The 25,358-nt window shown below is 41.5% G+C and carries 27 protein-coding genes and 1 tRNA gene; 18 read left to right on the forward strand and 10 right to left on the reverse strand.

Annotated elements, in window-relative coordinates; translation table 11 throughout:
* The first annotated feature begins 29 nt into the window (after positions 1-29).
* Both CK503_RS04800 and CK503_RS04805 read left to right on the forward strand, forming a co-directional pair.
* The gene (locus tag CK503_RS04800) at positions 30-569 is read left to right on the forward strand and encodes a YceI family protein (protein ID WP_095605664.1); all 540 of its coding nucleotides are present in this window, start codon (positions 30-32) and stop codon (positions 567-569) included.
* A 153-nt stretch (positions 570-722) separates the two neighbouring features.
* Positions 723-1,298, forward strand: a complete 576-nt coding sequence (locus tag CK503_RS04805; protein ID WP_095605665.1) for a Crp/Fnr family transcriptional regulator — start codon at positions 723-725, stop codon at positions 1,296-1,298.
* An 11-nt stretch (positions 1,299-1,309) separates the two neighbouring features.
* On the opposite strand, the gene CK503_RS04810 is transcribed toward CK503_RS04805, so the two are convergent.
* Positions 1,310-1,591: a GNAT family N-acetyltransferase gene (locus CK503_RS04810; protein ID WP_095605666.1), complete on the reverse strand. Its 282-nt coding sequence runs from the start codon at positions 1,589-1,591 to the stop codon at positions 1,310-1,312.
* A gap of 192 nt (positions 1,592-1,783) precedes the next feature.
* Here CK503_RS04810 and CK503_RS04815 point away from each other — a divergent pair, with 192 nt between their 5' ends.
* The 4 genes from CK503_RS04815 (at position 1,784) to CK503_RS04830 (ending at position 4,607) form a co-directional block, all read left to right on the forward strand.
* Positions 1,784-2,506 (forward strand): NADPH-dependent F420 reductase, encoded by a 723-nt coding sequence (locus CK503_RS04815; RefSeq protein WP_095605667.1) that lies wholly within the window; start codon positions 1,784-1,786, stop codon positions 2,504-2,506.
* Between the two features lie 36 nt (positions 2,507-2,542).
* Positions 2,543-3,400, forward strand: a complete 858-nt coding sequence (locus CK503_RS04820) for an SDR family oxidoreductase (RefSeq protein WP_095605668.1) — start codon at positions 2,543-2,545, stop codon at positions 3,398-3,400.
* A gap of 57 nt (positions 3,401-3,457) precedes the next feature.
* Entirely contained in the window at positions 3,458-4,036 is a 579-nt protein-coding gene (locus tag CK503_RS04825; RefSeq protein WP_095605669.1) for a YceI family protein, read from the forward strand.
* A gap of 79 nt (positions 4,037-4,115) precedes the next feature.
* Positions 4,116-4,607 (forward strand): VOC family protein, encoded by a 492-nt coding sequence (locus tag CK503_RS04830; RefSeq protein ID WP_095605670.1) that lies wholly within the window; start codon positions 4,116-4,118, stop codon positions 4,605-4,607.
* Positions 4,608-4,761: 154 nt separating this feature from the next.
* Here the strand turns inward: CK503_RS04830 and CK503_RS04835 are convergent, their stop codons facing one another.
* A complete protein-coding gene (locus CK503_RS04835) occupies positions 4,762-5,061 on the reverse strand; it encodes a hypothetical protein (protein WP_095605671.1) in 300 nt (99 codons plus the stop codon).
* A gap of 268 nt (positions 5,062-5,329) precedes the next feature.
* Between CK503_RS04835 and CK503_RS16060 the strand changes: the two genes are divergently transcribed.
* The 6 genes from CK503_RS16060 (at position 5,330) to CK503_RS04855 (ending at position 11,107) form a co-directional block, all read left to right on the forward strand.
* Positions 5,330-5,482 carry a hypothetical protein gene (locus CK503_RS16060; RefSeq protein ID WP_176466212.1) on the forward strand — a complete coding sequence of 51 codons (153 nt, stop codon included), beginning with the start codon at positions 5,330-5,332 and terminating at the stop codon, positions 5,480-5,482.
* Positions 5,483-5,646: 164 nt separating this feature from the next.
* Positions 5,647-7,104 carry an SLC13 family permease gene (locus tag CK503_RS04840; RefSeq protein WP_095605672.1) on the forward strand — a complete coding sequence of 486 codons (1,458 nt, stop codon included), beginning with the start codon at positions 5,647-5,649 and terminating at the stop codon, positions 7,102-7,104.
* Positions 7,105-7,136: 32 nt separating this feature from the next.
* Positions 7,137-8,765 (forward strand): Na/Pi cotransporter family protein, encoded by a 1,629-nt coding sequence (locus CK503_RS04845; RefSeq protein ID WP_095605673.1) that lies wholly within the window; start codon positions 7,137-7,139, stop codon positions 8,763-8,765.
* Between the two features lie 110 nt (positions 8,766-8,875).
* A complete protein-coding gene (locus tag CK503_RS16400) occupies positions 8,876-9,145 on the forward strand; it encodes a hypothetical protein (protein ID WP_350354262.1) in 270 nt (89 codons plus the stop codon).
* Positions 9,142-9,336 (forward strand): hypothetical protein, encoded by a 195-nt coding sequence (locus CK503_RS16255; protein WP_217988339.1) that lies wholly within the window; start codon positions 9,142-9,144, stop codon positions 9,334-9,336. The genes CK503_RS16400 and CK503_RS16255 overlap by 4 nt, the downstream gene beginning before the upstream one ends.
* Before the next feature lie 313 nt (positions 9,337-9,649).
* Positions 9,650-11,107 carry a M20 family peptidase gene (locus tag CK503_RS04855; RefSeq protein ID WP_176466213.1) on the forward strand — a complete coding sequence of 486 codons (1,458 nt, stop codon included), beginning with the start codon at positions 9,650-9,652 and terminating at the stop codon, positions 11,105-11,107.
* A gap of 201 nt (positions 11,108-11,308) precedes the next feature.
* Here the strand turns inward: CK503_RS04855 and CK503_RS04860 are convergent, their stop codons facing one another.
* The gene (locus tag CK503_RS04860; RefSeq protein WP_095605675.1) at positions 11,309-13,276 is read right to left on the reverse strand and encodes a CASTOR/POLLUX-related putative ion channel; all 1,968 of its coding nucleotides are present in this window, start codon (positions 13,274-13,276) and stop codon (positions 11,309-11,311) included.
* A 346-nt stretch (positions 13,277-13,622) separates the two neighbouring features.
* Between CK503_RS04860 and CK503_RS04865 the strand changes: the two genes are divergently transcribed.
* A complete protein-coding gene (locus CK503_RS04865; RefSeq protein ID WP_095605676.1) occupies positions 13,623-14,405 on the forward strand; it encodes a DUF481 domain-containing protein in 783 nt (260 codons plus the stop codon).
* Between the two features lie 325 nt (positions 14,406-14,730).
* Here CK503_RS04865 and CK503_RS04870 read toward each other — a convergent pair whose 3' ends face one another.
* From CK503_RS04870 to CK503_RS04880, 3 genes are all read right to left on the reverse strand, one after another.
* Positions 14,731-15,600 (reverse strand): mechanosensitive ion channel family protein, encoded by an 870-nt coding sequence (locus CK503_RS04870; protein WP_095605677.1) that lies wholly within the window; start codon positions 15,598-15,600, stop codon positions 14,731-14,733.
* Between the two features lie 122 nt (positions 15,601-15,722).
* Positions 15,723-17,138: a COG3014 family protein gene (locus tag CK503_RS04875; protein ID WP_095605678.1), complete on the reverse strand. Its 1,416-nt coding sequence runs from the start codon at positions 17,136-17,138 to the stop codon at positions 15,723-15,725.
* Positions 17,139-17,153: 15 nt separating this feature from the next.
* Entirely contained in the window at positions 17,154-17,735 is a 582-nt protein-coding gene (locus tag CK503_RS04880; protein WP_095605870.1) for a penicillin-binding protein activator LpoB, read from the reverse strand.
* Between the two features lie 424 nt (positions 17,736-18,159).
* On the opposite strand from CK503_RS04880, the gene CK503_RS04885 reads away from it, so the two are divergent.
* Positions 18,160-18,357: a hypothetical protein gene (locus tag CK503_RS04885; RefSeq protein WP_095605679.1), complete on the forward strand. Its 198-nt coding sequence runs from the start codon at positions 18,160-18,162 to the stop codon at positions 18,355-18,357.
* A 278-nt stretch (positions 18,358-18,635) separates the two neighbouring features.
* On the opposite strand, the gene CK503_RS04890 is transcribed toward CK503_RS04885, so the two are convergent.
* Positions 18,636-18,709, reverse strand: a tRNA-Arg gene (locus tag CK503_RS04890).
* Positions 18,710-18,953: 244 nt separating this feature from the next.
* Between CK503_RS04890 and CK503_RS04895 the strand changes: the two genes are divergently transcribed.
* On the forward strand, positions 18,954-20,117 hold the full coding sequence (locus CK503_RS04895; RefSeq protein WP_255233333.1) for a PQQ-dependent sugar dehydrogenase: 1,164 nt from the start codon (positions 18,954-18,956) through the stop codon (positions 20,115-20,117).
* Between the two features lie 87 nt (positions 20,118-20,204).
* On the opposite strand, the gene CK503_RS04900 is transcribed toward CK503_RS04895, so the two are convergent.
* Positions 20,205-21,197 (reverse strand): hypothetical protein, encoded by a 993-nt coding sequence (locus tag CK503_RS04900; protein WP_095605681.1) that lies wholly within the window; start codon positions 21,195-21,197, stop codon positions 20,205-20,207.
* Positions 21,198-21,449: 252 nt separating this feature from the next.
* On the opposite strand from CK503_RS04900, the gene CK503_RS04905 reads away from it, so the two are divergent.
* A complete protein-coding gene (locus CK503_RS04905; protein ID WP_095605682.1) occupies positions 21,450-22,298 on the forward strand; it encodes a dienelactone hydrolase family protein in 849 nt (282 codons plus the stop codon).
* A 57-nt stretch (positions 22,299-22,355) separates the two neighbouring features.
* Here CK503_RS04905 and CK503_RS04910 read toward each other — a convergent pair whose 3' ends face one another.
* The gene (locus CK503_RS04910) at positions 22,356-22,961 is read right to left on the reverse strand and encodes a nitroreductase family protein (protein ID WP_095605683.1); all 606 of its coding nucleotides are present in this window, start codon (positions 22,959-22,961) and stop codon (positions 22,356-22,358) included.
* 138 nt (positions 22,962-23,099) lie between these two features.
* Between CK503_RS04910 and CK503_RS04915 the strand changes: the two genes are divergently transcribed.
* Both CK503_RS04915 and CK503_RS04920 read left to right on the forward strand, forming a co-directional pair.
* Positions 23,100-23,771 (forward strand): FAD-binding oxidoreductase, encoded by a 672-nt coding sequence (locus tag CK503_RS04915; protein ID WP_095605684.1) that lies wholly within the window; start codon positions 23,100-23,102, stop codon positions 23,769-23,771.
* Positions 23,772-23,870: 99 nt separating this feature from the next.
* Positions 23,871-24,269 carry a hypothetical protein gene (locus CK503_RS04920; protein WP_095605685.1) on the forward strand — a complete coding sequence of 133 codons (399 nt, stop codon included), beginning with the start codon at positions 23,871-23,873 and terminating at the stop codon, positions 24,267-24,269.
* Positions 24,270-24,327: 58 nt separating this feature from the next.
* Here CK503_RS04920 and queA read toward each other — a convergent pair whose 3' ends face one another.
* Complete coding sequence (gene queA, locus CK503_RS04925) at positions 24,328-25,329, reverse strand: tRNA preQ1(34) S-adenosylmethionine ribosyltransferase-isomerase QueA (protein ID WP_095605686.1); 1,002 nt, start codon at positions 25,327-25,329, stop codon at positions 24,328-24,330.
* Positions 25,330-25,358 lie beyond the last annotated feature (29 nt).

Consider the following 25,358-nt stretch of genomic DNA (forward strand, 5'->3'; position numbering starts at 1 on the left):
AATAGTTTAACATCAAAATAATTTTTGCTATGACTACTACAGCGAAAACTTTATGGAAAATTGATCCGGCGCACTCGGAAGTACAGTTCAAGGTGAAGCACCTGGTAATTTCGACGGTAACCGGAAGTTTCAGTTCTTACGATGGACAAATTGAAGCCGACGGTGATAATTTTGAAAATGCTAAAGCGACATTTACTGCCGATATTGACAGTATTTCAACGAATAATGAAGATCGCGATCAGCACTTGAAGTCCGAGGATTTCTTTAATACTGAAGAATATCCAAAACTTAAGTTTGAGTCTACAAACTTTGAAAAAGTCGGAGACGGGGAATACAAAGTTACCGGAGATTTGACAATCCGTGACGTAACCAAGGAAATTAAATTAGATGTTGTGCATGGTGGAACGGTCGGTGATCAATATGGTCAGACCAAAGCAGGATTTGAAGTCGAGGGCACCATAAACCGGAAAGAGTTTGGCCTAACATGGAGTGCCGTAACAGAAGCTGGAAACGTGGTTGTGGGAGATGAAATTAAACTGCAGCTGAATGTTCAATTTATTCAGAGCTAAAGCACCGACTAACGTCCCCTACACATACCAAGCGGGTATTCTCTTCTGGAGGATATCCGCTTTTTTATTTCCTGATAATTCCCTGTACATTTTCAAATATTCTTGATGGTTCATTGTGCATAAACGACCTGACAATCCCAAAGTTGATAACGAATGTATCAGCAACTAAAAGAAAGTCTTCAGGAGCATGTCTCACTAACTGATGAGCAGTGGGAACTCTGCAAGAATAATTTTCGTCCGAAGCGAATGCTTAAACGGCAATTCCTGCTTCAAGAGGGAGACGTTTGCCGGCAATTGACCTTTGTGGAGAAAGGAGCCTTATATTCATACTCTGTGGATTCAAAGGGTAACCAGCATGTTTTGCGCTTTGCCTTTGACGGCTGGTGGATTGCAGATCTGCAAAGCTTTTTTACTGATAATCCATCTACGCTAAACATCGAGGTGCTGGAAGATAGCGAGCTGCTGGTTCTGGATAGAAAGAATCATGAAAAACTACTCGAGGAAATTCCCGCCTACGAGCGCTACCATCGTATCATCGTCGAAAATGCGTATGTAGCTCTGCAGAAGCGCGTTGAAAATGCATTGGGACTTACGGCCGAAGAAAAATATGCCCGCCTGATTAAAGACAATCCCGAATTTATGAATCGCGTGCCTCTGAACCTGGTGGCTTCCTACCTTGGGATGAGTCCCGAAACACTGAGCCGCGTTCGCGGGAATTTCAGTGGTTAGACAAAAAACGACTATTTTAATACATCTTGGAGCGACTCGTCTCTTTCTATAATTGACTTGGCAAACGGGCAGAGTGGAATTACTCTCAATTCATTTTCGCGAGCATAGTTCACCGCATGTTTAACTAACGCCTTTCCAATACTTTTGCCCCGCAGCTCATCGGAAACCTCGGTGTGATCAATGATAATCTTTGATTGTCCGGCTTCCGAGTAGGTTATTTTGGCTTTTATTTTACCGTCCTCTTCGATAAAAAAGGATCCTTTGCTTTCTCCTGTCTTGTGTTGAATATCCATAATAGTAAACCTGTAGTGTTATTATCACGATCTTAATATGGTAGGCAAAACATGTGGCAATTAACAGTCATAATCTAATGCCCATATTATTGATATATATCAAGAGTGTTTCCTACCACATATCAATGACAAGGGAGCGCCAGAGCGCTATGTTTGCAGTAACAAAATGAAACTGTAAACAGAGCAATCACTATGCCCATCACAAAACAAACAATCGCTATTATTGGAGCTGGTGGAAATATGGGCTCTGCCATTGCAAAAGGTATTGCGGGAGGAAACTATCGTCTTCTTCTTTTTGACAGAGATCCTGACCAATTGGAGTCATTAATAGAGAAGATTCAACAGGATCATCCAAACGCTGATGTAGTACCTATAGATTGTGCCCACGAGTGCAGTTGGGAGGCCGATATTATTATTCTGGCCGTTCCACACCAGGCCGAAAAAGAAATAGCTGACAAGATACGGGATGTAGCTACCCAGAAGATTGTGATTAGTATAGCCAATCCCGTGGAAGAGGATTTTAGCAAATTGACAACAACCTCGGACACAAGTGCAGCAGAAGAGCTGCAAGAATGGTTGCCACACTCCAAAGTCATCAAAGCGTTCAACACCACGTTTGCAGCTGATTTTCAGCAGCCGATCATCGATGGTAAGCAGGCCGATGCCTTTATTGCGGGCAATGAGAAGGAAGCATTACAATCCGTCATTGAACTTGTAGAAACAGTGGGATTCAACCCGATTATTGCCGGAGATTTGTCAGTAAGCGGCACGCTGGAACGTATGCAGTTGTTACTTATACAGCTTATGATCAGAAACAATGACGACTGGCTGGCCCCGTGGAATGTCACAGAGTGGGCACCCGAACTTTCGGGTGATTCCACAGGGCTGGCCGGATGGAAGATTCTACGAAACTAAATCACACTTTTAAATGAACAACAAACAATTGACACTATGATACTTGTCACTGGAGCAAACGGAAATTTAGGATCACAAACGATCGATTTTTTACTGGATAAAAATATTAATGAGGATATCGCCGGACTCGTCCGAAATGAAGAAAAGGGAGCGGAGTTAAAAGAAAAAGGCGTGGAAATAAGAATTGGCGATTATACGGATTATCCCTCTATCGAAGAGGCCGTTCAGGGAGTTAATACTCTGCTTTTGATTTCCTCGAGCACGCTGGAGGGACGAGCCCAACAGCACAATAACGTTATTGAAGCTGCGAAGAAAGGGGGTGTGCAGCAGATTTTTTATACCAGTATAGTGAAAGCGGAGGAAGAGTTGAGTCCGCTTTCACCGGATCATGCCAAAACCGAAAAGCTTATAAAGGAGTCCGGCATTCCCTATACAATTTATCGCAATGCATTCTATATGGAGTTTCTGCCTCTATTCTTGGGAGAAGCTATGGATACGGGCCAGTGGGCTTTCCCATCGGATGGGAACCCCATCAATTTGGCGCTTCGCTCAGAGATGGCCGAAGCCCTCGCTAACGGATTGGCTGATACCGAAAAACATGCAAACAGCATCTATGAAATTACATCAAATCAGGCTTACACTCTTGATGAAATTGCCAGTATGCTGAGTAAAGCGTCCGGCAAGGAAATCAACCATACCGATATCTCTGCTTCAGAATTTGAGCAAGGGTTGAACGAAGCAGGATTGCCTGAAGAGCAGGTTGCCATGAGCGTAATGACGGCGCAAACATTTGTTAACGGTGGCCTTGATTTTACTTTTGATGACATGGAAAAGCTGCTCGGGCGCAAACCGACCGGACTCAAGACCTTTATAAAGCAATTTGTCGAACAATAGTTTATACAACAATTGTACCTAAATAATCATAAATCAATACACTAATACTTAACCATCATGAAAAAGTTAACTTTCATTTTTTTCCTCTTAATTCTACCAATCAGCGTTTTTGCCCAGGATACTTGGGTAGAGGATCCTGCGCACTCAAAGCTCGGCTTTACGGTAACCCACTTGGGTATTGCTGATGTTCCCGGGTATTTTGGAGATTACGATGTTACCATTGAAGCCTCTGAAGAAGATTTCAGTGATGCCAAGGTAGAACTCACTGTGCAAACGGCTTCTATCGATACCCGCGTGAAAAAGCGCAATAATCACCTGAAAAGTCCTGACTTCTTTAACGTGGAAAAATATCCGACGATGACATTTAAGAGTACGGGTATTAAGGAAATTGCTGATGACAAATACGAGCTAACCGGCGATCTGACTCTGCTTGGGATAACCAAGCCGGTAACTGTAACCATGTTGTATCGCGGAAATATCCAAAATGATATGACGAATGGTGCTCTTAAATCAGGTATTCAAATCACCGGTACCATCGATCGGTCGGAGTTTGATCTCGGAGGAGATTTCCCGCCGCCCATGATCAGTAATCAGGTACGCATCAAAGCCGACGGTGAGTTTACGCTAAAAAAATAAGACCCCTTTTAAGGGCGATGTATAAGGCCCCGATTATTGTCGGGGTCTTGTAGATCTCCATCAAAGAAAACTGATGATTATGAACAAGGATTACAAAACACCAGCCAATACACGTATTGGACATATTCATCTTCAGGTATCAAATTTGGACCGGGCCTTGGAGTTTTACCGCGATCTGCTTGGTTTTGAACTGACGACCATGTACGGCAAAAATGCGGCTTTTCTGTCGGCCGGCGGATACCATCACCATATTGGTCTCAATACGTGGCATAGCAAAGGCGGACCGCCCGCGCCGCGCAATAGCGCCGGCTTGTATCATACCGCTTTTTTGTATCCCACGCGGAAAGACTTGGCCGAAGTTCTTCAGCGCCTCATCGATGAAGGATATCCCATCAGCGGCGCCAGTGATCACGGCGTTTCTGAAGCCATCTACCTGGAAGACCCGGATGGCAATGGAGTAGAACTATATTGCGATCGTCCCCGTGAGGAATGGGAATACACCGAAGATGGCTCAGTCAAGATGGTCAGCAAGCCGCTTGAGGTGCAGGATCTGCTCAGTGAGTTTGATTAAAACCACTTTTTAATCATAAACCCCATCCTCCTAACCTCCCAGCCTTCGCCGAAGCTCTTGTATCTATGGTAGCCTTATTTTCTAAAGGCTCTGCGCAGGCAGGCTTCTCCAAGGAAGAATTCATTTAGGGGCTAAACTGATGATAAGGCCGAAACTATTCCGAATTGTTTAATAACCGGTCAATGATAGTTGCCTTTCCCGGTTCCACATACATGCCGTAGGAAATGACCAAGAATCCCTTGTCCCCTGATTCAGTTGTGATGGCGTGTACGCTTGATTCACTCCCGGGGTCTGTTCCCTGATCAAAAGGGTGAGACTCGACGATGGTCAGTTCATCGGGGTTGAATTCTTTTTGTAATGACTTGCAAGTAATACAGTCATCTTCTAATTCAAAAATATTGGTATACCCTTGTTCCTTCAACGATTCAACGGCGTCGGCAAGATCCTTGTACATAGTGACCACCTCTCAATATTTAATCACAATCTTATTTAAGGTGTAAGTATTTACATTTAAAACAAAATGTTAGAATTAGACGTATTTTTTTGAACGGGGTTAAAGATTACAGAGCTGCCTGTTGTACACTTTTGATATTACCCCCCCCCTTTCTTACCTATCATTTAGGATGTTTAAAAGCAACAAACATACCGTCAAAATTACTACCGGACTGCTGATCTAACAGTCCCTTCTAAAACCGTAACCGGTTGGTGAGCTTTGGCTATATGTGGCTTTTGTACACCTTTTCCAGCTGATCAACTATCGGAATCTTATTAAAACGATGTGGAACTGGACGACCGCTTATTTTACGGAGGATCAGTCACCGGGCATGATTGTACGTCCCACGGTAAGAGTTTATCCCAAAATAAAGCTACAGTAAAGAGCTCCTCGAGGAATTACGCCATTGAAAAGTCCTGCCCAAAGTAAGTTGCCAAGTCGTTTAAAAAAGTAGAAGACGGTTACCATGCTAACTCTTACTTCTTTACATTGGGACTACTAAATAAGCCCTATTATATCACTTGATTGGCCAAATTCATCTAAACCATGCTGAAGCTACGTATTTTAAGTAGGTTAAAGCGGTTTTCGTTTGCGGATTCACGAACAGCTGCTAACAGATATATCAAAAAAATAAAGTGGCCGGTAACTCGTAATCTCACACTGCTTGTCTTAACAATATTAGGCAGTATTGGCATTGTTTATTTTTTAGCTCCTGCTGATCTTACTCCTTCTGCCAGACATGCTCTGTTCATTTTATTAGTTGCCTCAGCTTTGTGGATATCAGAAGCCATTCCCCCCTTTGCGGTCAGTTTTTTAATTATCGGTCTGGCCGTATTTTTTCTTGAAAGCCCGGCCCCGCTTCATATAACTGAAGACTGGGAAAAGTATGTCAATACCTGGTCAAGTCCAGTTATTTGGATATTACTCGGTGGTTTTATTCTTGCCATGGGAGCACAAATCACGAAGTTTGATAGAAAGTTTTCGACTTTTATTCTTGAGAAATTTGGGGGACAACCCAACCGGCTTTTACTGGGAATTATGCTCACTACAGGTGTCTTGAGCATGTTTATTTCGAACACCGCCACTACGGCCATGATGCTTACCATTGTTATGCCGTTTTCGAAACGATATGGCAAACAGGAGCCTATTATCAAAGCAATGATGTTGGGGATAGCTGCAGCAGCCACCACCGGTGGAATCGGTACGGTAATCGGAAGTTCGCCCAATGCCATAGCGCTTGGTATCCTTCAATCAGCAGGCTATCAATTCACTTTTATTGATTGGATGATTCCGGGTATTCCTACGGCACTTATTCTTATTGTATTTTCTTGGTATGTTCTCACAAAAATTTATAGCACTGATCTAAAGCAGATCGATGTAATTATTGAAGAGGAATCCACACCCCGTGAACTGGCTGATCGCAATACCACTGAAAACCGGGTAATTGTAGTTTGTACATTTATTTTAACTGTTGGATTGTGGATGACATCCACTGTTCATATGATCCCGGTAGCAGTCGTTTCGCTTATTCCGATTGTAATTTTTACGGCAACTGGCATCATACAATCCGAAGAAATTAAGTGGATCCCCTGGGATACCCTGATACTGGTGGCAGGCGGACTTACGCTTGGCATTGCAATTAACGACTCCGGTCTGGCAAGCTGGCTTGTAGAAAAGATACCGGTATTTACCAATCCCATTATTTCTATTTTAATGATGGTTTTTATAACAAGCCTGGTATCCAACATAATGAGCAATACAGCGGCGGCCAGCATTTTGATTCCCCTGGGTGCCATTCTGGTATCTCCGCCTTATGTGTTGGTGATGGTTGTGGCATTAGGTTTTGCGGCCTCAACTGCTTTGTTGCTGCCCATATCCACACCGCCCAATGCGCTAGTCTTTTCTACACAGTACCTTAAACAAGCCGATTTTCGATTTCTCGGTCTTTCAATCACCGCCATTAGTCCGTTTTTGATCACACTGATACTATGGCTGACAATTTAGCAATAAAATTCTGAGTTAAGTCTTATACAACAATGGAAACATTTAACTTATGGAAATTGCTGGCGGGACTGGGGATCTTTTTGTTTGGCATTTTTCTGATGGAGGAATCCATCAAGGAACTTGCCGGCAAAGCGTTCAAAACCTTAATACGCCGCTATACTGAGACCAAAATATCTTCAGTACTATCCGGTGCTCTGAGTACTTCGATATTACAGAGTAGCTCTGCTGTAAACCTCATGGTGTTAGCTTTTGTTGGGGCTGGAATTATGAGTTTAAATAATGCCATTGGTGTGATTCTTGGTGCAAATATTGGAACTACAATTACGGCATGGATTGTAGCATTTTTCGGATTTAAAATAAGCATCGAAAGCTTTGCACTTCCCTTAATAGCTATTGGTGGACTTGGATTTATAATCTTTTCCAGTGCTCCCCGCTATTTATATACCAGTAAGCTTTTAATTGGGTTTGGGTTACTGTTCCACGGGCTCGATTATATGAAAACAAGTGTAGATCAAATCACCCAAATTTTTGATATAACAATGTTGTCGGGATACAGTTTACTAATTTTCCTTTTAGTAGGAATTGTATTTACAGCTGTTATGCAGTCGAGTTCAGCAACCATTGCTCTTATCCTTTCCGGTATTTACAGTGGGCTGATAGAATTTGAAGCTGGTGCCGCCATGGTTATAGGCGCTAATGTAGGTACAACGGTCACGGTTATGCTTGGGGCTTTGGGTGGTATCCCAATAAAAAAGAGAGTTGCTATAGGTCATCTTGTTTTCAATATAGTTACTGGAATAGTGGTATTTTTATTGTTACCCGTATTGGTATGGGCTATACAAAATGGATTGGGGTGGAATCAAAATGCTATTATGGGAATCGCTATGTTCCATACTCTGTTTAATTTAATTGGGATTATTCTTTTCCTACCGTTCATTACAATATTTACGGATAAGCTGAATACACTCTTTCAGGAACCACGACAAATACTTACTCACTATATCCAAAATACATCACCAGAAGTATCAGATGCGGCCCTGGAAGCGTTTAAAAAAGAAATTCTACATCAATATGTTGAATCCCGATACTACTTAATCCGTTTATATAATTTGTCGCTGTCACTAAACCTAACCTATGTCGAGCAACCTCCATTAAAATCCTTGATTCCTGGTTCAGTAGACAAAGTGTACGAACGTTTAAAAGAACTGCATGGAAATATTTTTGAATACTATTCCATGATTGATGGGAAACAGCTTGACGATACGGAGGCCGTAAGAATAGATCAGTATCTTAGAGCCAGCAGGAACATTATGAATGCGACTAAAAACTTAAAAGAAGTGCGTGATGAGCTCGAACAGTTCGAGCTTTCGAGTAATACCTATTTGACTGAACAACTCTCCATTTTCCAACAAAGATTGGAGGAGTTATTTAATGATTTGGATCCCATTGTTGAACAAAGAAGGGGTGATATTACGGATTTTAATCATGCTATTGATAGCGTAGATGATTATGATGTTAAATGTATTAATGAAAGTTCTCAGGCTATAAAGAACCGAAAATTGAAGGATCTGGAAGCTACTTCTATGGTGATGACTAATAGACTTTTTACACAATCATGCCGCATGTTTGTGTTTGGTATCAAGGGATTATTGAGTGAGTAAAAAGCAATAAGGAGCTGATTCTTTGTGTTACCGGATCTATTCTGAAGACCGGTGCCGGCTCATTTAATATTGGAGACCGTATTCAGACTAAGGATTTCGGGGGTGATGTCATTGATCAAAACCTGCTTGCCACGACCATTCTGGAGATAGGACCGGGAAAGAAGATTACTCACCAGCGAATGGGGCGGATGATAGTTATTCCGAATTCATTATTTGTTTCAGAACCTGTTATCAATGAGAGTTGTACTAACGATTATATACTTCATGTGTTCACTATACCGCTAAAACGTGAAAATGATCGGCGTGGGGCGCAAGAGATATTTCTTGAATCCGCCAACCGTCATTGCAAGCCGTATCCTGAGGAGCGCGCAAGCATATGAAATGTCTTAGTGAGGAACGAGGGGTTGATATGCCAACGGTAGAGCCACGGGCAACGATTCAGGTTCTTGTGGCTGGTGAAGTTTATCTGATCATACGAATTCCGGGAAAGTCAGGCCAGCGTAGTTATATTGAGCAATGCATTTTATCCGATGTTTTGAGCGACAATGATTTTGCAGCCGAGAGTAACTAAAAAGAATCAGAAAATCAGAGTGGCCAATAGGAATCCGAAGTAAACTCAACGCAGGCAGGGTCCCCTATATTTTCTGATAGGCAATCGAATGTTGAGTAAGTGGCTGCCACGGCCTTTACCGGGAGAAATGCAGCGGTACTCGAACTTCTCCTGGCGACGTATGAATGTTATGGCCTATAGGCTTTCCAAAGCGTGCCTCTTTTAAAGTAGATTAATGCTTGGATAGTAGTACCACATTTGTCGTTATCTCATGCATTTGTTAAGTATATATATCGAATATTATTTCAATTTTACTACCTTACATTTATTACATATGAAATATTCCCATTGTGTTTGGTTTATAGTAGTCAGTATTCTGGTTAGTTCATGTGCTTCAACAAAAAAGCCCAGCCAAAAACATGCTGGATCAATTCATTCGTATGATCTTAGTGAAGAGGGGGTAATTAAGCGATTAAGTAAAAGTATCCGACATGAAACGGTCTCGCTGGAAGATACTTCAGAGATTAATTATAAGGCTTACGAAGATTTTATTGATTTCTTGGAGGTAGAATATCCAAGTATTCACGATAATATCGAACGTGAACGTATTGGTCAGTATAGTTTACTTTACAAATGGGAGGGAAGTAACAGCGGACTAAAGCCGGCGATGATGATAGGGCATTATGATGTAGTGCCGGTAAAATATGGTGATGATACATTATGGCAATACCCTCCATTTTCCGGTGAAGTTGAAGACGGTTTTGTATGGGGGCGTGGTGCCCTCGATGATAAGAGTGGGGTAATGTCAACAATGGAGGCGCTGGAATATTTGACAGAGCAGGGGTTCCAGCCGGAGCGTACCTTTTACATTGCGCTACATCATGATGAAGAGGTAGGCGGAGTTCGTGGAGCGCAACAAATAGCAGAACATTTAAAAGAACAGGATATAGAATTGGCGTATTTGGTTGATGAGGGGTTGCCCATTGCTGAAGAAATTCTCGAGAATGTAGAGGTTCCCCTGGCAATGATCGGAGTGGCTTCCAAAGGATCCATCAACATTGAGCTTAGATATACGCAGGATGGGGGACATTCATCGATGCCGACGCGTTCTTCGGTAATTGGAACGCTTAGCAGGGCTGTCAATCGCATTGAACGTAAGCCGATGAAAGCAAGCTATCGCGGATTAATTGTTGATACCTTTGAACCGCTTATTCCCTATATGACATATACGCAGCGGTTGGCGTTTAACAATACCTGGTTATTCAGGGGAATTATCAAAAGTAAACTGAGTAAAAATCCCGCCACGAATGCAGCGTTGCGTACTACTGCAGCCAAAACGATCTTTGAGGCGGGCTTCAAGGAAAATGTATTGCCCGTAGAGGGAAGGGTAATTATCAACTTTAGGATACATCCGAATGATAATGTTGAAGATGTGGTAGCATACGTACGTGATAGAATTAATAATGATAATATAGAGGTCCGCGTATTAGATCGGGCACGTAACCCATCTCCGGTTTCCAGTACAGGGGCGGCCCCCTACCAAATGCTGAAAAAGACCATTGAAGAATCATTCAGCCAGGTACTGGTTTCCCCATCCCTTTTTATTGCCGCCAGCGATGCCCGCCATTTCCATGATTTAACGTCTAATATTTATCGCTTTCGTCCCATTCGCGCCCGCCACGAAGACCGTTCCAGGGTCCATGGCATTGATGAACGAATAAGTGTAGATAATTATATGGAGATGATAGAGTTTCAAATACGTCTGATTAAAAATGGGGCATCAGAGCTGTAGATAGGTTTTTTGGGGAAGGGTAAGATAAAGTCACCGCACCTTACAGATAAACCCGTTGTGGGCTTTGATGTATCCGGTGCCACTATCTCAAATAAATAAGGTTTCGTTCTTTGATTTGTGAAACTGATATGAAAATGTGAGATGACTTTAATATTCCATTACCATCATTTAAACATCAGCTAAGAAGAAAAGCTATCCCCGTTAATAAGTGGTCATAACAACCAGTTTGCCATTTTTGGGGCTGAGATCTATCTTTTGATTAAGAGAGGGATTCAATTGAAGTGACGTTTGGCCGGTATGTGAATCATTTTGGAAATATACTCCAAGAGCTGTTTCACCATATTCGGCGGCAATTTTTCTAAGCTCAGAGAATTTTAGGCTTTCTTGATCTAACTCATAATCCTCGGGATCCCGGAAGATAATTTCAGCACCACCTACCGTGAATAGTTCATTATAGATGGTGTGGAGTTCTCGACGAAGGGCAACCTGTGCAAGAAGGTGACTTAAGATCATAGGACTGATGATCACTTCATTGTCATAACCGGACATAAGAACTTCATTATCGGGATCAGAAAGCTCAAGTAAAATCTGGGGATTGCTTTCTTCCTGTTTCAGAATTTCTTCCAGAAGGATATACCCTACAATCGATCGGGCATCAGCCTCTTCATTTTCCAGACGTTCACTGTTTGCTAAAATAATATTATCATATCCAGCAGGGTTAATCCACTGTAATTCTGTTTCTGTTACAAAATCGCTTTCAATTTGTGTATAAGTAACATTGGATGAAGAAAGACCAAACAATTCCATTGCTTTGTTACGTTTATCCGCAGGGGTGACCGAAACAATATCAACTTCATATTTTTCTTTTTTGTAGGTGCTAAACTCGTTAATCAAAGCAGGAATTCGGTGGTTCCATCCCAAAATAAGTACGTTTTTGTCGACTGATACCTCCCGATGTTTGAGCGGTTCTTTTTTTGAGGTTCGATGCTCAATTTGCAAATGGGAAGCAGAAATTATTTCCTTGCAGTCAGTGTCCTCAAAGGAGCGAGCCATAAATACCAGTCGGTCGTTGTTTTTAACTTCAAAATCACCAGGCATGTTTAAATAAGGAACAAGATCATTATTTTCCCGTCTGACAACTCCGATTATGATGGTATTGGGAAACGAGGGAGCCAGTTCGGCCAGTGTTTTTCCTATCGTTTCTGGATGTTCTCTTACAAAAATATTATTGCTTTTGCTGCGTGAAAGAAGCTGGTTATATACATCAGATAATTGTGGATGACGTACATTCTGGGCAATCAGACGACTGATAATAGAGTCACTGGCAATTGCTTCGAGGGGTCCAGCATAGGCGCGGTGAGCAGCTCTTCGCTTTCGTTCGTCCTGTATTTCAGCAACAACAAATGGCAGTGACGATTTTTGTTTTGTCTTTGGATGTTCATTGAGCGACAACAATGTCTTAATTGTTTCCACATCGGAATTAATTAAGTCCTGCGGCCCGGTAGAATGACTCGGTATAATGATCGCAGATGCCCGTGAGCTATCCACCCGTTCAAGATGTTCGTTGTCCAGTGGCGTGCCTGATCGAAGAATAATATCATGTGCGCGTTTGCCAATTAGCTCATCATCCTTAAGTTCTTGCAATCGATCCGGAGTGACATCGTCAGCTAAAATGATCAGTTGCAAGTTTCTGGAACCCACCCTCTTTAAGAAACGTTTGAGCCGAACAACAGACTGGAACAATTCACCGGCTATCGGAATGGTGCGATTTGTCCAGCCCAGAATCAGGATGTGATTTTCAGCTGCAATAGGTGTTAAACCTTGTTCCAGGTTTCGCATTTTACTGTGGAGCCATGTTGTTATAATTGCAACTAAGGCACCGAGAAAAACGACATATCCGGCAACGGTAATTATGGTTGATATGATGCGCCTCCATGCGCCCTCATCATCTCCCAGGTACCCGGGATCCGAAAGTCGAAGAAATGCCCACCAAATAGACTCTCCGAGATCATCAAGTGGTTCTCCGGTTGGCAGTACCAGTATGCCGCCGATTATAGATATAAGTCCTATAAGTGCAGCTACAAATAGTAGTTGGTAATGAGCTCCCTTTACAAACTGGCGCTCCAAAAAATATTTAAAGCGTTCAGTCAGGCGGAATCCTTTCTTCATTAAAACAGGTCATTTTGTTAATTATTACCTTTTGAGAATAACGTTCAACGCCCGCAACTTACTAAATAAGAATCTAACATATTTATTTACCTTGCTTTTCGTGAGTTCTATGGTATCGAATTATAAACAAATCGTAAAACACCGCTGCGTAACATTAATCACTTGAACTGGCTTGCACTCTAAAAAGTATATGATAATTTATCTCAGGCAAGAGATTTTTAAAGAATGCTGACGAGCATCATACATAGCTCTGATGAAACTAGATGCTGAATCTAATTAAGAAGATATACGAACTCAAAATATACTACCAATAAATTTTTACACCGAAGACGAAAAGTACTCCATTATGGGAAAAATTATTAACGGTATCCTGCTCTTTACGGCAATTCTACTATTGCAAACCCCCAAAGCCCAATCCCAGACTATTGTAAACGTTGAAAAGTTACAGGCTCAGGCCAAACCCGGTTGGTTCGCCGGCTTGTCGGCTGATTTTGACCTTGAGAAAGGGAATTCGGAGGTATTGGAGATTGAAGGGCAATCTATTATCGGATACGAGCAGCGCAGGCATGCCATCAAGCTTTTTACAGGGCTTAGGTTTTTAAGTGAGGATCAAAACACCATTACCTCAAGAAGTTTTTTGCAGCTTCGATATAACTATATATTCAACAACAGATATAGAACGTTTTCTTTTTATCAATATCAGCAAAATAAAGATTTGATTTTGAAAAGTCGCCAGCTTATCGGAGCGGGTCTCCGAAGAAAATTCGGTACTGCTGAAACCCTTGATCTTCACCTCGGAGCGGGGTTAATGTATGAGGACGAAAAATTGGACGAAGAGCAATTATTTCCGGATGAAGCTTCGAATACAAATGTACTCCGTTTAAATGCCATAGCATTTTTTTCTCATCAAATAGGAACGAACAGCACTCTTTTAAACTCAACCTATTATCAGCCGGCAGTCTCTGATTTCAGTGATTTCCGATTGCTGAATGAAATGAGTCTGGAAGTAGCGATAAAGGAATATTTAGATCTGACTTTTTCCTTTGTTTGGCGTTATGATAATAATCCTCCCCAAATTTTAAAGAAGTCTGATATTAATATTACCTCCGGTTTAACCATACATTTGTAAAAGGATTACCTGTATTTCTCACAAAGAGAAATTTTTAAAAGATCTACATGCTGATTTATCAATGCGTTAGTTTAATGGATAAGAAAATCTAATCTGGGTTATATCTTCTGAACTTTACCGGCAATTTCCTGTTCCAGCATAGTGTCAGATGGAATTCGATAATCATCAGTTCAAAATAACCGGAATGCTTTCCAAGCTATGAAAACTGTGAAAGATGGTTTCTCCTTTTTCGGACTGCTAGAAAATTATGTGGAATGATCATATGATAAGCCATTCCATATTAATATATAATCCAAGTCCAGATTGGCCCTGAATTATACCTTTCTTATAACCCTCCGTTTTTTTGTAGTTGTATATCCAACGGGCTCATTGTAAGTGCTGTCGATACCTCTGAACTTAATGTAAATCCTTCTTCAATAAGCTGTACCCGGCAATTGTTCATGGTTGATGTCCGTATTTTTGCCAGTCCCTTTTCTTGGTCTTTTGTATTGATCCAGAAAAATGCCTGAAGTTCTACATAGTTGTCCGTAAAGTTTTTTATGGACGCACTTGTTCCCGGAGATTGGAGCACACCGGACGTTTTCTGTACAACCTCTCGTAAAATGTTTAACGCTTTATCCACATCATCAGCGTAATCTATTCCTACCGTAAGACCGCCCCGCCGTAACCCGTCGAGAGTATAATTGGAGAGTGGTTTGGTAAAGAGTTGCGCACTTGGAACAAAAACGTCGCATCCTTCGGAGGTCCGGATATGCGTATGCCGCAGATGAATACTTTTGACCCTCCCTGTTATGCCTCCGGTTTCGATAAGATCATTCGTGTTGAAGGGCCGGCTGAATGCCATGAGGAATCCTGCCAAGAAATTCTCTCCAATATCCTTGAAGGCAAATCCCAGCATTACCGCAGTAAGACCGCCACCGGCAAGAAGGCTTGCCGAAAGCACGCTATAGCCAACCATATTTAAAAATACAATGATACAGATGAAAATGGTGATTCCTTTGATCAACGTTTTGAAATAGTGGTGGTACGCTTCCTGCATGGAACTGCGTTTTAGAATTTTGACAATTCCGGATGCAACGCCCAATCCGACAAGGTAGATAACTCCTACGACCACAAGTGCTATTGTTAGTCGTGGCAAAAATTCTACAAATGCTACGTATTCTGACATAAATCCTTCGGCAAGAGTATCGATCATATGAGGAGGGTATGGCTTAAAATTAATAATAGGCTACAATGTTGCAGTTAATAAAAATAAACTAATCCGTGTTAATGGTGGGCATTTCTTGGATCGTTAATGTAAACGTATTCCACTAATCATCAGTTTAGGCTGACAGGAATGCTTTCCAAGCTATGAAAACTGTGAAAAATTGTCTCTCCTTTTTCAGCCTGAAACTCAAAAACTTTTTCAGTATTCACATTCTTTCTGGGCGTGCGAGTATTTAATTTTATGCTATTTATTCCTTCATCCAAAGGCACACGTGCATAAGAAATAGTATGCGGTATAGTCTGCCAGTTTCTGGTGTCCGCTTTTTCAGATACGGCATTTACAACAGAGAGTAGAGCTCCAAGATTCTGGTTCAGTTTGCGAGTTTGTCTTTCTGCGGTTTGTTTTAAGGCAAGTCGCAGCAGTGAATTGGAAAACTCTCGTATCATGCGGTCTTCGAGTGTGCTAAGGGCTATTTGATTGATATTTTGGGCCATTTCCAACTTGTAGGTATTATTTCCAGAAACTAATTCTGCGCTTTGGTTATATGGTTTCCGTTCTACATACTTTGGAAATGCTACCCTTATAAATTTTAGGTCGCCGAGTCCCCCGGATCCTTCCCCCATGGCAGGCAACGGGAAAGGGAAACTTAGTCCTAATTCTTCGTTAACAAATAGGACAAAGCCCCCTTGTCCTTTAACAATGAAAAAATTAAGACTCCATTCATCTTTAATTGGCCCGAGGCCATTATGCCAGAAAAATACTAATTCTCCCCCTTTCTTTTCCTGATACTCATATTCCCTTGAGAATTTTTTCTCATATCGCTCCAGCTCTTCGGTAAAACCATTTAAATAGGCTGTTCGCAGAAGATCTTCTTTCAGTTGTGATGGAACGTCGGTATTAAAATGTTTCTTGTAGTTCTCCGTATAGGCTTCGTAGGCATTTCTGTAGGCAATAAAAGCGTTATTCACATCTCCTGATGCCTCATAAACGATGCCCATTAGGTTCATGGCAAAGGCGTCCCGCTTATACCGATTTTTTCGATTTTCGTACCGGTCGTTCAGCTGGTTGAGCCTGTTGTTAATTCTCCGACACTCTACCAAGGCTTCCTCATATTGGTTCATCCGAAGATAGTTTAAGGCCTTATAATAGTGAATCAAGACTAATTCATGGTCTTCTCCGGTATATGGTTTTGTCGTTGGGTTGGTAATGAGGCTGGCAGCTTTGTTTAGATTGCTTTGCCGATAGTCTTGCGTAAAGATATAGGCTTCTTCAAGAAACTTGTTGCTTTCCTCATGCCGACCAAGCATCTGCAGGACGACGCCTTTTTTCAGATTGTACAGCAGCTTATTCTTATCCTTGGTCGCTGCTTTTTTATTTTTATCCAGGACCTTATTGGCTTCTTCAATTTCTCCTTTGACGAAGTTTTCCTGAAAGTCCAGTGTTGTTTGATAGTATGTGGCACATCCAGCAATTGATACTATAGCGAGCAGTACAAAGCCGTAAAATAGTCTGTTATACTTCTTCATTTTAAGAGTTTCTGACTATTTCACGACTTTTCTAATCTTCTTGGTTCCTATCCAGACTTTTTCATTGTTTTCAAGATCAGTAAGCTCTAAGTCGACCTGATAAGAAATCAGTTTTTGTTTTTTGTTGGAATCCGTAATAGAATTGATGGTTCCCTGCAGGATGAAGTCAGCGCCCCTTTCCAGCCCCCATTTTTTCATTGTTGAAAGGGAAGCATAATCCTGTTGATCATCCCGTTCTTTTCTTAATTCTTCTCTGGCTTGTCCAGCCTGCACAATTCTGGCTTTATTTGAGTTCAGCATCTCACGTTCCATGTCCTTAATGAAAGTCTCGGCACTAATGTGCTCACTGGTCTTGTTTTTGACCGTTCCCACAATAATCGTGGGTTTGCGACCGTGTTCTTCGGTGTAATTTGTGAGCCAGTTGCGTGAAAGGGCATCACTTATCATCTCATCGGATACCAGCTGTGAATCAGAGTCATTCCATCGGCCACTTAAATTAATATCTTGATCGGAATCTACCCGAGAAACATTCTTTGTGTTACTACAACCCCAAATACCTATAAGGCAAAGAAGGAATACGATAGCAAATTTCTTCATAGTTTTTATCTGATTTAACATGTTCTGGATTGGCTGTTGAGAAAATGGAATTTTCTTGTTGAAAGTTAATAATAGTAAAAGGTAACGACTTTACTACTTAAATCATATAAACATTGTAATGCAGGCATAATAAGAAATTTGAATATCTGCCAAAAAGGATACGACATTGCATATGATGCTCCCCCCAACTTTAAGCCCATAAATTATTATTAACTAACATTATCACAATGAGCAGGTTATTTAGTTTCCGATGCTTAAATGCGTATAAAGCTTATTAATAATCTATTGCACATTAATTATTTAACCTAATAAACAACCAATACTATGAAAAAGCTTGGATCCTTCTTTGGAAGTTTACTTGTGAGTGTTGTTTCGTTTATTGTTATGAGATTTCTGGCGATTATTTCATTCTACATTATCATGCTTGTGGTATCTGCCCGGATCCGCTTTTGCAGGCATTCAACCCAGTGCCGACTTTTTGGTTCTCTCCGGCTCACTGATTTTGGTTGCTGCTATTATTGCCGGCGGTAATTTTTCTATTGCTTTTTTGAGTAATGTTCATGTCGATCAACGGACCAAAGACGTAAAACAGGAAGATCAACTTCCATCCGATAAATCTTAACCATTCCTTATTAAACCAATATTACGATTATTGGGATAGAACCACCACATACAGAAGATGCTTAAGGTGGGACATATGATCGTATCAAACTTTTTAAATTTGCCAAATCCTTAGGATACCGGTCATTATCAGTCTATAAGACAAACATCACGTATAGCTGACATTCCATGTATCATCATTTCTTACATCAGGATGGAAAAAATGAGTTTTCCCAGTTAGGATAAAATGAAACTAAAATAAAAAGTGCCCGTCATTTTTTGGCGGGCACTTTACTTGAGTACGCCCGGAAGGATTCGAACCCTCAGCCTTCTGATCCGAAGTCAGACGCTCTATCCAGTTGAGCTACGGGCGCATTTCGAAAGGAATCTAAATATCCCGCTTTGGCAGACAAATTACAACCCGGAATTATGACCTCTTAGGGAGTAATGGTGCCGTAATAAAAAGGGGGATTCTCAGAAAAAAGGATTTATTTGCCAGCTCAGCATAAATCTAATATTCATAACTTTTTACGTGCATTAATTGGTAATTATCGAACGAATGGTGTTAATTATTTATTCATAATTATATCACCGAGAATGGGAATAATAGTCATTATTATGAGGATCAAAATGTATAAATATCTGTCAATATTTATAGCTGTAATATTTTTAACGGCTTGTAATGCTACCTCCGAAAATGAACCGGAGGCTGGTGCTGATCAAAATCAGGAAGTTGAAAATCCGGAGCTTGCCATGGAAACTATTACCAATGAGATAGATGTGCCCTGGGGGATGGACTGGCTGCCCGATGGGGATATGCTTATTACTGCTCGCAGCGGAGACTTGTGGTTATACAGTGATGGAAGCTTGGCTGATGAACCCGTAGTCGGTGTCCCGGACGTGTGGGCACGCAGCCAGGGTGGGTTACTTGATGTGAATCTACACCCTGATTATGAAGATAATGGCTGGATTTACATGACCTACTCCAGTCCTGAAGGCGGAGGGGGAGCAAACACAGCATTAATGAGAGCTAAACTTAATGATGATCGTACCGAACTTGTAGATCGTGAGATCCTCTATAAGGCCGAACCCAATACCGAGCGTGGCCAGCATTTTGGCAGCCGTATTGTGTTTGATAATGAAGGCTATGTTTATTTCGGGATTGGGGATCGCGGCAACCGCGATGAAAATCCACAAGACATTACCCGAGATGCCGGTAAAATCTATCGTCTTCATGATGATGGACGTATTCCCGATGATAATCCTTTTGTGGGTGAGTCCGGTGCTAAAGAAGCTATTTTTGCCTATGGTATTCGCAACCCGCAGGGTATGGACCTGCATCCCGAAACCGGACAGCTCTGGGAGCATGAACACGGTCCGCGCGGCGGCGACGAAATAAATATTATTGAAGCCGGGAATAATTATGGGTGGCCTGAAATCAGCTTCGGTATAAATTATGATGGTACAGAGTTTACGGATGATACTGCTAAGGCTGGAATGGAGCAGCCCGAGTGGTATTGGGATCCGTCTATTGCTCCATCTGGAATGACGTTTGTAACCAGTGACAAATTCCCCGAATGGAAGGGCGACATCCTTGTAGGTTCGCTTAAGTTTGGATACGTGATGCATGTTGATATAGAGAACGGGGAAGTTGTTGGTGAGGAAAAGATATTCGAAGACATTGGTCGTGTAAGAGATGTTAAGCAAGGTCCGGACGGTAATATTTATGTAGCAACCGAAACGGACAAAGGTATTATACGGATATCTCCAGAGGATGAATAACAATTCATCGTCATGGACAACTTTATAAATATACTGGCGCAAGTGTTGAGGTTGCGCCAGACTTATTTTAAAAGCTTATTAATTTCTCTAATCCTCTACATTCTGCTCGTCAAGGTTATCCACTTCATCTACTTGTTTTAGTTTTAGGTAGTCAACCAACTCTTCCTGCATGTCTTCTCTGATACGTTCGGGATGAGTGATCTTTGTATAAAAAATAGTGAAATATATTACTTTGACGGAAGTAACGGTGCGCTCGAATAGATTGCTGAATAGTTTTCCTATCCATAGCGCTACAATTACAGGTACCCAGCTAAAGGCGACAGGATCTTCCCCTATGGTTATTGTAGAGGGCGGAAAAGCTGAACTGGCGAAATAACCGATTGCGGCGGAAATGACAAATAATATTACATAAGCCGGGATGGTAACATGGCGGACGACCCTACCCAGAAAGTCGATCCCGAAAATCCCGACTAAGGATTCGGGTACGCGGTCTTTAAGTTTCTTCATCTCTTTAACGGCCGGAGTAATATCCATCTTGTCGACCGCCACTGATGGCAACAGGTAATGATTTGCCAGGTCCCAGACTTCTTCAAGCCCGGCAATAAAAAGTCGAATTAGCATTTTAATAATTCCGCCACCAACAAATTTACTTTTTTTGACGAAGATCATCAGGATATCAATGCATGCAATTTTTCTTATATGCCACTTTAGTTCTTTGCTGGCCATGGTGGCTCCTCTATAGGATGGGTCATTGCCGATGACTGTTTCATAAACGATCCAGCTCAGGCGCATTTCTTGTTTGTTGTTATAAAAGTGCTTGTATAAAAAGAGCAGAAAGCCTAAAAAGAACGATAGCAATCCATATCCTATATGCTCGTATTGCCACAAAAAGAATACCCCAAAACCGAAGGTAACCATTAAGGAATGGTAAATAGCCATCCGTATCCACGGTTTTATGATATCGTCATCTTTGCCAATGATAGTGAACGTACCTTTTACCAAGTGCAAAACCGATTTAATACGCTCCTTGTAGGGAAGCGAATCGAATGATTGGCTTGCTTTACTAAAATCAAAACTCATATATACCCCCTATAATTTTATTATTTTTTTCAGATCTATTGATAAATCGACAGGAAGGAAATAGTTGAACTATTTAGGTCCCACCATTTTTTTACTCGTTTAACAGATCGTGAAACAAATCCTCAAATTCAGCCTTTTTAATGATCTACCGGATGATCCGGTTATTATTAATAGGTAGTACATACGAAACCATGCAACTTTTTGGCTCATATTTTGATTTAAATAAATGAACCTTAATTAAATGGCTAAACTATGATGCGAATTGGGAGTGTTATAACGATTGGATTGATGTTACTTTTGGTCGGATGTGGCGAAAGCCGGGAGAATGAATTTATTGATCGGATGGATAAGGAGCATGAGGGAGATAGTCCGGTTGAAAATGCTGCACAAAATTTGCAGCAGTCCGGTAATACATCAGGCGAAGAAGTAACATATGCTACCGTAAACGGTAATGAAATTACCGGGTATTTAGCTCAACCTTCTGACGGTAATTCGGAGGCACCGGGTATTATCGTAATTCATGAATGGTGGGGATTAAATGATAATATTCGAATGATGACGGATAAGCTGGCCGGTGAAGGATATACGGCCTTGGCTGTAGATTTGTATAATGGAAAAGTAGCCGAATCATCAGATAGTGCAGGAACGTATGCTCGTTCTGTTAATGATGAGGAGGCTTTGGATAACTTGACTCAGGCATACGGCTACCTCAATGAAAAACAGGGAGCAGATAATATCGGTGTAATAGGTTGGTGCTTTGGTGGAGCGTGGTCGCTGCAAACGGCTCTGGCACATCCAGAGAAAATTGATGCCACGGTTATCTACTATGGTCGACTTGTTACGGATACCGATAAATTGGAATCCTTACAGATGCCGGTATTGGGGATTTTTGGTGAAGAAGATGATGGTATTCCACCCCAAAAAGTGAAGGCGTTTGAATCAGCGCTAAATAAAGCAGATGTCGAGAATTCCATTCATATTTATGAAGGGGCGGGCCATGCGTTCGCCAATCCATCGGGTACGCGATATGTTGAAACGGCCGCTGAAGACGCCTGGCAAAAAACGGTCCGCTTTTTAGAGCAGAACTTGAAAGAAGAGTAAAAAAAGAAAAGCTGCTGACCAATGGTTGGTCAGCAGCTATCTATAAAATAGTTATTCTTACTCTTCCCATTCGCCGTCAAAGAGAATCTCGTCCAGATCTTTACGAATACGCGGCGAGGTTTCCTGCTTTTTCATTTTCTCATTTAATGATTCCGGATGTCCTTTATAGCCGATAGTAAACATGGTCATCGGTTTGTAATCCTCGGATATATTGTAGATTTCACGTGCCTTCTGGGGTAAAATTCCGGCCATCTGATGCACGTATAAATCGTGTTGGGTGGCTTCAAAAGTAAGATGGGCAATCGCCTGTCCTAAATCATGTCCGGCATGGGGATTATCTCTTCCGTCTAAATCAAAGGTGGTTTTGGTAAGGGCAAGCACCAATACGGGTGCATTTTTGGCCCAGCTTTGGTTGAAATCATTCATTACAGTAGCCAGTTGTTTATAGGCTTCCTGATCTTGCTTCCGAGCCACAATAAATCGCCATGGCTGTTCATTGTAGGAGGAGGGGGCCCAGCGCGCAGCTTCAAAAAGTTGATTTAAGAGTTCCCTGTCAACGGCCTTTTCATTAAAAGCCCGGGGACTCCATCTTTTCTGCAAAAGTTCGTGAATAGGATATTCGGTGTCTGCCAATTTTATGGGTTGTTCGTCTGTAGCTTGCATATTGTTGATTTATCGTTTCAATTAGTTTAATGTTGAATTAAATAACAAAGAAGATCTTGGGATAATTCCAAAGACTTTTGAATGGTTAATGCTCAAAAAGCATTTTTTTAGTGAATATGAATTAAGAAAATAAGAACGATGAATCACAAGGTTGAGATTTTAAATACTGAAGACATCACCCATGATGTAAGAGCGTATACTTTTGAAAAGCCCGATGGCTATTCCTTTACTCCGGGACAAGCTACAGAGGTGGCTATCGACAAAGAGGGCTGGCGTGATGAAAAGCGACCATTCACATTTACAAACCTGCAAGATGATGATCAGCTGGAGTTTGTGATCAAGAGCTATCCGGATCATAATGGCGTAACCGAACAAATCGGTCAGCTCCAAGAAGGCGATCACTTTATCATTGATGGTGCCTGGGGAACAATTGAGTATACGGGCGAAGGTGTTTTTCTGGCAGGTGGTGCAGGCGTAACGCCTTTTATTGCTATCTTACGCGATCTGTTTGAAAGGGATGAAATTGGATCCAATACGCTCATTTTTTCGAATAAGACGGAAGATGATATCATCCTGAAGGATGAGTTTGAAGAGATCTTGGGCGAACAGTTTATCAATGTGATTACGGATGAACCCACCGATGAGCATATTTATCTGGATGGATTTATTGATAAGGAATTTCTGGCCGATCAGATTAATGATTTTGATCAGCCTTTTTATGTGTGTGGTCCGCCGGCCTTTAAAGATGCGATGATTAAGTACCTTAAAGAGCTGGGTGCTAATCCCGATGCATTGGTCTTTGAGGAATAAATGGTCTGTCATACTTTTTTGAGTTCTGGAAGATAAACGATATCCTGTAAGACTGTGTTTTAAAAATGAAGTAATTCTAAACCAAAGTATTTGTAAATTATGAAGTTAGTCGATGCTGACGGTAATGAAATAACAAGTAAAGAAAATGTAGATGCTAAAGAGCTGGAAAAGCAGATGTCTCAAAAGATTGAGACCCTGCTTGAACCGGTGATGAACAAGATTAAGCTTTCCGGCGCGCAAGTGCCGCAGGAGCAATTAATGCAATTAAGTTCTGCAGCCCAGCAGATGTTGCATAACCGTATGATCTATAACCTGTTGCAAAAGGTTGGTGTTGAAGATCTGGACCAAGTACTTTCGGAAGATGATGTGGAGGAGCTTTCTACATCGCTTAAAAACCAGGTTAAAATGGTTGACGGCGACGAAGGGCAAAATGCCCAGCAACAGATGAAGCAGAAAATGAAGGAGATGCAGCAACAGCAGGATAATCCTGAAGCATAATAGTATTATGCTATCTGTTATTGGCATTTAGCTTCTATCAACAATAGCCAATTAATATTTAAAGTATCAGCATGGCGTCGCCAAAGGAGTAGAACCGATACTCCTCATCGATGGCATGCTGATATATTTTTTTCATCTCTTCGTAACCGGTAAAAGCAGCCACCAGCATCAGTAAGGTACTTTTCGGCAGATGGAAATTCGTAATCAGCGCATCGGTTCCCTTGAATTCAAAGCCTGGGCGGATAAAGATATCCGTATCCATTTTGGTGGATGTAAATTGCTGATGCTTCCTGAGCGCCGATTCTAACACCCGAACGCTGGTCGTTCCGACCGCTGTAAGATGCTCGGCGTTATTTAATTGATCAGCTGTTTTTTCGGTGATTTTAAACCACTCCGAATGCATGGTGTGCTCTTCAATACTGTCGGCTTTAACCGGGGCAAAAGTTCCCAGTCCTACATGCAAGGTGACTTCTGCTTGGTTGACTCCCTCCTCTTTAATTTTGGCAAGAAGTTCATCCGTAAAATGTAGTCCGGCTGTAGGTGCGGCCTTGCTACCTAAATGATCAGCATAAACGGTTTGGTACTTTTCCGAGAGTGATTCGTTTTGTTCGATATATGGTGGAAAAGGGGTGTGTTTGTATTGTTCATATACCTGGTTATCGAGTGAAGGACTCATTTTTAAAGTCCGCAATCCTTCCTCATCAATATCCAATATTTCGGCAGAAATCGTATCCGTCAGATCTACCGTTTTACCCTTTTTGAACTTTTTACCGGGCCGAACCATTGCTTGTACGGTGGTATTGTTGGCCGTATCGAGAATAAAAATCTCTTTTTTACCATCGTCAAAAAGCAGCCGACATTTTTCCACTTTGCTGTTATTGACGACCAGCGTCGTATTTTTTGGCAGATACTTATAGATGTTATAAAAATGATCGTCAGTTATAGTCTCAGACTCACGATCATACACAAGCAGACGGGAATGGTCGCGCGGATCGGCCGGTTTTTGGGCGATAAACTCATCAGGAAGATCATAATCAAAGTCGGAAAGCGTGTAACTCATTTGAAGGTGATTTAGGCCACAGATTTATG

Origin of the sequence: Fodinibius salipaludis (genome assembly GCF_002287075.1) — a bacterium.
In the GTDB taxonomy this organism is placed as follows: Bacteria; Bacteroidota; Rhodothermia; order Balneolales; family Balneolaceae; genus Fodinibius; species Fodinibius salipaludis.

Excerpts from the sequence above, each read along its gene's own strand:
- queA (WP_095605686.1), bottom strand. The coding sequence starts at position 25,329 with ATGAGTTACACGCTTTCCGACTTTGATTATGATCTTCCTGATGAGTTT.
- CK503_RS04825 (WP_095605669.1), top strand. The coding sequence starts at position 3,458 with ATGAAAAAGTTAACTTTCATTTTTTTCCTCTTAATTCTACCAATCAGC.
- CK503_RS04830 (WP_095605670.1), top strand. The coding sequence starts at position 4,116 with ATGAACAAGGATTACAAAACACCAGCCAATACACGTATTGGACATATT.
- CK503_RS04920 (WP_095605685.1), top strand. The coding sequence starts at position 23,871 with ATGAAGTTAGTCGATGCTGACGGTAATGAAATAACAAGTAAAGAAAAT.
- CK503_RS04900 (WP_095605681.1), bottom strand. The coding sequence starts at position 21,197 with ATGAGTTTTGATTTTAGTAAAGCAAGCCAATCATTCGATTCGCTTCCC.
- CK503_RS04915 (WP_095605684.1), top strand. The coding sequence starts at position 23,100 with ATGAATCACAAGGTTGAGATTTTAAATACTGAAGACATCACCCATGAT.
- CK503_RS04870 (WP_095605677.1), bottom strand. The coding sequence starts at position 15,600 with ATGATCGATACTCTTGCCGAAGGATTTATGTCAGAATACGTAGCATTT.
- CK503_RS04880 (WP_095605870.1), bottom strand. The coding sequence starts at position 17,735 with ATGAAGAAATTTGCTATCGTATTCCTTCTTTGCCTTATAGGTATTTGG.
- CK503_RS04875 (WP_095605678.1), bottom strand. The coding sequence starts at position 17,138 with ATGAAGAAGTATAACAGACTATTTTACGGCTTTGTACTGCTCGCTATA.
- CK503_RS04805 (WP_095605665.1), top strand. The coding sequence starts at position 723 with ATGTATCAGCAACTAAAAGAAAGTCTTCAGGAGCATGTCTCACTAACT.
- CK503_RS04815 (WP_095605667.1), top strand. The coding sequence starts at position 1,784 with ATGCCCATCACAAAACAAACAATCGCTATTATTGGAGCTGGTGGAAAT.
- CK503_RS04910 (WP_095605683.1), bottom strand. The coding sequence starts at position 22,961 with ATGCAAGCTACAGACGAACAACCCATAAAATTGGCAGACACCGAATAT.
- CK503_RS16255 (WP_217988339.1), top strand. The coding sequence starts at position 9,142 with ATGAAATGTCTTAGTGAGGAACGAGGGGTTGATATGCCAACGGTAGAG.
- CK503_RS04855 (WP_176466213.1), top strand. The coding sequence starts at position 9,650 with ATGAAATATTCCCATTGTGTTTGGTTTATAGTAGTCAGTATTCTGGTT.
- CK503_RS04840 (WP_095605672.1), top strand. The coding sequence starts at position 5,647 with ATGCTGAAGCTACGTATTTTAAGTAGGTTAAAGCGGTTTTCGTTTGCG.
- CK503_RS04865 (WP_095605676.1), top strand. The coding sequence starts at position 13,623 with ATGGGAAAAATTATTAACGGTATCCTGCTCTTTACGGCAATTCTACTA.
- CK503_RS04895 (WP_255233333.1), top strand. The coding sequence starts at position 18,954 with ATGAGGATCAAAATGTATAAATATCTGTCAATATTTATAGCTGTAATA.
- CK503_RS04800 (WP_095605664.1), top strand. The coding sequence starts at position 30 with ATGACTACTACAGCGAAAACTTTATGGAAAATTGATCCGGCGCACTCG.
- CK503_RS04860 (WP_095605675.1), bottom strand. The coding sequence starts at position 13,276 with ATGAAGAAAGGATTCCGCCTGACTGAACGCTTTAAATATTTTTTGGAG.
- CK503_RS04810 (WP_095605666.1), bottom strand. The coding sequence starts at position 1,591 with ATGGATATTCAACACAAGACAGGAGAAAGCAAAGGATCCTTTTTTATC.
- CK503_RS04845 (WP_095605673.1), top strand. The coding sequence starts at position 7,137 with ATGGAAACATTTAACTTATGGAAATTGCTGGCGGGACTGGGGATCTTT.
- CK503_RS04820 (WP_095605668.1), top strand. The coding sequence starts at position 2,543 with ATGATACTTGTCACTGGAGCAAACGGAAATTTAGGATCACAAACGATC.
- CK503_RS04835 (WP_095605671.1), bottom strand. The coding sequence starts at position 5,061 with ATGTACAAGGATCTTGCCGACGCCGTTGAATCGTTGAAGGAACAAGGG.
- CK503_RS04905 (WP_095605682.1), top strand. The coding sequence starts at position 21,450 with ATGATGCGAATTGGGAGTGTTATAACGATTGGATTGATGTTACTTTTG.